4 protein-coding genes are annotated in these 3749 nt (G+C 61.2%); all 4 read left to right on the top strand.

Going from position 1 to position 3749, the window contains the following annotated elements; all coding sequences use genetic code 11:
• A partial coding sequence (locus tag ACJWXQ_RS04260; RefSeq protein ID WP_406672233.1) for a flagellar M-ring protein FliF C-terminal domain-containing protein occupies positions 1–677 on the top strand: 677 nt, incomplete at its 5' end.
• Between the two features lie 26 nt (positions 678–703).
• Positions 704–1690: a flagellar motor switch protein FliG gene (gene fliG / locus ACJWXQ_RS04255; protein WP_406672234.1), complete on the top strand. Its 987-nt coding sequence runs from the start codon at positions 704–706 to the stop codon at positions 1688–1690.
• The gene (locus tag ACJWXQ_RS04250) at positions 1683–2504 is read left to right on the top strand and encodes a flagellar assembly protein FliH (RefSeq protein WP_346049280.1); all 822 of its coding nucleotides are present in this window, start codon (positions 1683–1685) and stop codon (positions 2502–2504) included. The genes fliG and ACJWXQ_RS04250 overlap by 8 nt, the downstream gene beginning before the upstream one ends.
• Positions 2488–3749 (top strand): flagellar protein export ATPase FliI (gene fliI / locus ACJWXQ_RS04245; RefSeq protein ID WP_406672232.1); only part of this gene is annotated, 1262 nt, incomplete at its 3' end. The genes ACJWXQ_RS04250 and fliI, both read left to right, overlap by 17 nt.

Genomic DNA, 3749 nt, shown 5'->3' with positions numbered 1-3749 from the left:
TGATCGACGAGGAGGATCTCGAGGTCGAAGCCGAACAAGCCGGCATCCCCACCCCGGTGGCGCGCCGAATTATCCGCAACTATGAGGTGGATCGCAGTGTCTCACACAGTGTTCAGGCCCTGGGTACGATCCAGCGCTTGTCCGTGGCCGTGGTGGTCGATGAGCGTGAGGCCGTGGACGACGCCGGCGAGCCGGTGAAGGAGCCGCTGAGCGAGGAGGAGCTTGCCCGCATCGAGAATCTGGTGCGAGAGGCGGTCGGTTTTACCGAGGCGCGTGGCGACACCGTCAGTGTGGTGAATCAGGCCTTCATCGAGCAGGAGGTGGATGAGCCGGAGACGCTGTCCTTCTGGGAGCGAAGCTGGTTCCGGGATCTCATGCGTCAGTTGGTGGGCGCCCTGCTGGTGCTGGTGGTGATTTTCGGGGTGCTGCGGCCGGGGATTCGCAGCCTGGCTGCCGGTCGCGGCCAGCAGCGGCAACCGGTGCCAGCCGGCCCCGGGCCTGAGTCGCCTGCGCAAGCGCCCGCTGCCCGCCAGGGAGCCATGGAGTCTGGAGCGGAAACGCCATTCCAATTGTCGAAGCCGGAAGACTATGATGCGAAAGTGAAGGCGGCCAAGGGCCTGGTTGAAGAGGATCCCAAGCGGGTGGCCCAGGTTGTGCGCAACTGGGTTAAGGAATAGGGGTGGAAGCAATGGCGGTGGGAAGAATGGACGGACCAGAGCGGGCAGCAGTGTTGCTCATGAGTCTTGGCGAAGATGAGGCGGCCAAGGTCATGAAGCATATGAATGCGCGCGAGGTACAGAAGGTGGGGGCGGCGATGGCTTCCCTCAGCAACATCACCACCGAACAGGCCAGCGGCGTTCTGGATGATTTCATCAGTGAAGCCGGAGAGCAGACCTCTCTCGGAGTGGGTGCGGACGAGTATCTGCGCAAGACTCTGATCAATGCATTGGGCGAGGACAAGGCCAATAGCCTGATGGACCGAATTGTCGTGGGCGGCAGCACTCAGGGATTGGATGCCCTCAAGTGGATGGATGCCCGGGCGGTGGCGGAGATTATTCGCCTTGAACATCCCCAGATCATTGCGATTGTGCTGTCCCATCTCGACAGTGACCAGGCGGCGGAAGTCCTGGGTCAGCTATCGGATCGCATTCGTCCTGATGTGATTATGCGGATTGCCAGCCTGGATGGTATTCAGCCCTCGGCCATTCGTGAGCTCGACAACATCATGGAAAAACAGTTTTCCGGTAACTCGAATATCAAGTCCTCGGAAGTCGGTGGTGCCAAGGTGGCCGCCGACATGCTCAATTTCCTGGATAGCTCCGACGAAGAGGCAATCATGGAAATCGTTCGCGAGCATGATGAAGTGCTCGGCGACAAGATTCAGGAACTGATGTTTGTCTTCGATAATCTGGTGGATGTGGACGACCGGGGTATGCAGCAGTTGCTGCGTGAGGTGGCTTCCGATCAGTTGAGTACCGCCATGAAGGGCGCTTCACCGGATGTGCAGGACAAGATTTTCCGAAATATGTCACGGCGTGCCGCTGAAATGCTCAAGGAAGATATTGAGGCCATGGGCCCGGTCAAGCTGAGTGACGTTGAGTCGGCGCAGAAGGAGATTCTGGCGACGGCCAGGGCCCTGGCCGATTCCGGTCGCATCAGTCTGGGTGGCAAGGGGGATGAGTATGTCTGAGGCCCCGGATGGACCGGCTGACTGGCGCCGCTGGGAGGCGCCCACCGTTGGTGCCCGGCGGGAGCCGAAACCCGCACCCACCAAGTCCGCCCGTGCCCAGAGCCGTCCCGAGAAGCCTGGCAAGGCTCGCAGATCCAGAAGTGAAAAAAGCGCGGGGCCGGTTACTGCGGCCGAAATTGAATCCATTCAGGAGGCCGCTTATCAGGAAGCCTGGGAGAAAGGACACGAGGAAGGCCTGAAGGCTGGTCGCTCGGCCGCCAGAGACAAGGCTAATCACCTGGAGAAGGTGCTTGATGCCCTGGCGGAGCCACTGGCGGCCGTGGATGAACAGGTGGAGCAGGAGCTCTCAGACCTTGCCTGCCTTATCGCCAGACAGATTATCCGAAGGGAATTGAAGACCGATCCCGGTCAGATCGTGGCCGTGGTTCGAGAAGCGGTCCAGGCCCTGCCCAGTAGCGAAAGGCAGGTACGGGTACAACTCCACCCCGAGGATGCCCGGCTGCTGCGGGAGTTGATCGGCAGTGGTCGCGGTGATTCCCGCTGGGAGTTGGTTGAGGACCCGAGCATCAGCCGTGGTGGTTGCCTTGTGTCCGACCGAAACAGTCGCGTGGATTTGCGTCTGGAGCAGCAAGTTGGGCGGGTCCTGGCGGGGATGCTGGGAGAGGAAAGAACACTGCCCGACATGGGGGAATTCGATTCGGTCGAAATGACCGAGGAGCAGCCGGAGCAGGCCGAGAAACCCGACATGCAGTCGTCCTCGGGCGAGGATGATGGCGATGACGCCGGGGAGTCAGCTGATGACCGAAGCGACTGAATCCATCCAACTGCGAAGGCGCGAGCAGTGGCTTGAGCGATTTGCGCACTACCGTGAACGGCTGACTCGGCAGGACTGGAACCCCCTAGTTGAAGGCGTTCTGCGTCGTGTTGTGGGGCTGACCATCGAGGCGGTGGGCTGTCGCGCCCCGGTGGGATCCCATTGCCGGGTGGAGACCGCCGACGGTGGCTTCATTGATGCGGAAGTGGTCGGTTTTTCCGAGGACTCGGTCTTTCTGATGCCCACGGGAGAACTGGCCGGACTGGTCCCCAATGCCCGTGTGATCCCCACCGGCAAGACCTCCCGGGTCCCCGTGGGTGATGGCTTGCTGGGCCGTGTCCTCGATGGCACCGGTCGTCCCCTGGATGGAAATGGCCCCCTGGAGACCTCGGAAGAAGTCTCCATGACCGGCCGCATGATCAACCCGCTGGCAAGACAGCCCATTGATGAGCCCCTGGATGTGGGGATCCGCAGCATCAATTCCCTGCTGACGGTGGGCCGTGGCCAGCGCATGGGCCTGTTTGCCGGCAGCGGCGTGGGCAAGAGTGTGTTGCTGGGCATGATGACCCGATTCACCGAAGCGGATGTCATTGTGGTTGGCCTGATCGGCGAGCGTGGCAGGGAAGTTAATGAATTCGTTCAGGAAACCCTTGGCGAGGAAGGGATGCGTCGAGCGGTTGTGGTGGCGACCCCGGCGGACAATCCCCCATTGATGCGCCTGCAGGGTGCCTGGCTGTCGACCCGGATTGCAGAGCATTTCCGGGATCGTGGTCGCAAGGTCCTGTTGTTGATGGATTCCCTCACCCGCTTTGCCCAGGCACAGCGGGAAGTGGCCCTGTCCATTGGTGAGCCGCCGGCAACCAAGGGCTACCCCCCGTCGGTCTTTGCCAAGCTGCCCCAATTGGTGGAGCGGGCAGGTAACGGCGATCAGGGAGAAGGCTCCATCACGGCCTTTTATACCGTCTTGGTTGAAGGCGATGATCAGACCGATCCGGTGGCGGACTCGGCCCGAGCTATACTTGATGGGCATGTGGTGTTGTCTCGGGCGGTGGCTGAGTCCGGACTCTATCCGGCGATCGATGTTGAGGCCTCGGTATCCCGCGCCATGACCGCGATTACCGATGAAGCGCAGCAGGAGCAGGTCAAACGCTTTCGTCAGTATTACAGCCTGTATCGCCAGAACCAGGATCTGATCAGTGTCGGGGCATACAAGCGGGGCAGTGACCCCAGGCTGGATGAAGCCGT

Origin of the sequence: Natronospira sp. (assembly GCF_007134575.1) — a bacterium.
Classification (GTDB): domain Bacteria; phylum Pseudomonadota; class Gammaproteobacteria; order Natronospirales; family Natronospiraceae; genus Natronospira; species Natronospira elongata.
The sequence above is the reverse complement of the archived record's forward strand: the minus strand, read 5'-3'. Positions and strand labels throughout refer to the sequence as shown.

Excerpts from the sequence above, each read along its gene's own strand:
- ACJWXQ_RS04250 (WP_346049280.1), top strand. The coding sequence starts at position 1,683 with ATGTCTGAGGCCCCGGATGGACCGGCTGACTGGCGCCGCTGGGAGGCG.
- fliG (WP_406672234.1), top strand. The coding sequence starts at position 704 with ATGGACGGACCAGAGCGGGCAGCAGTGTTGCTCATGAGTCTTGGCGAA.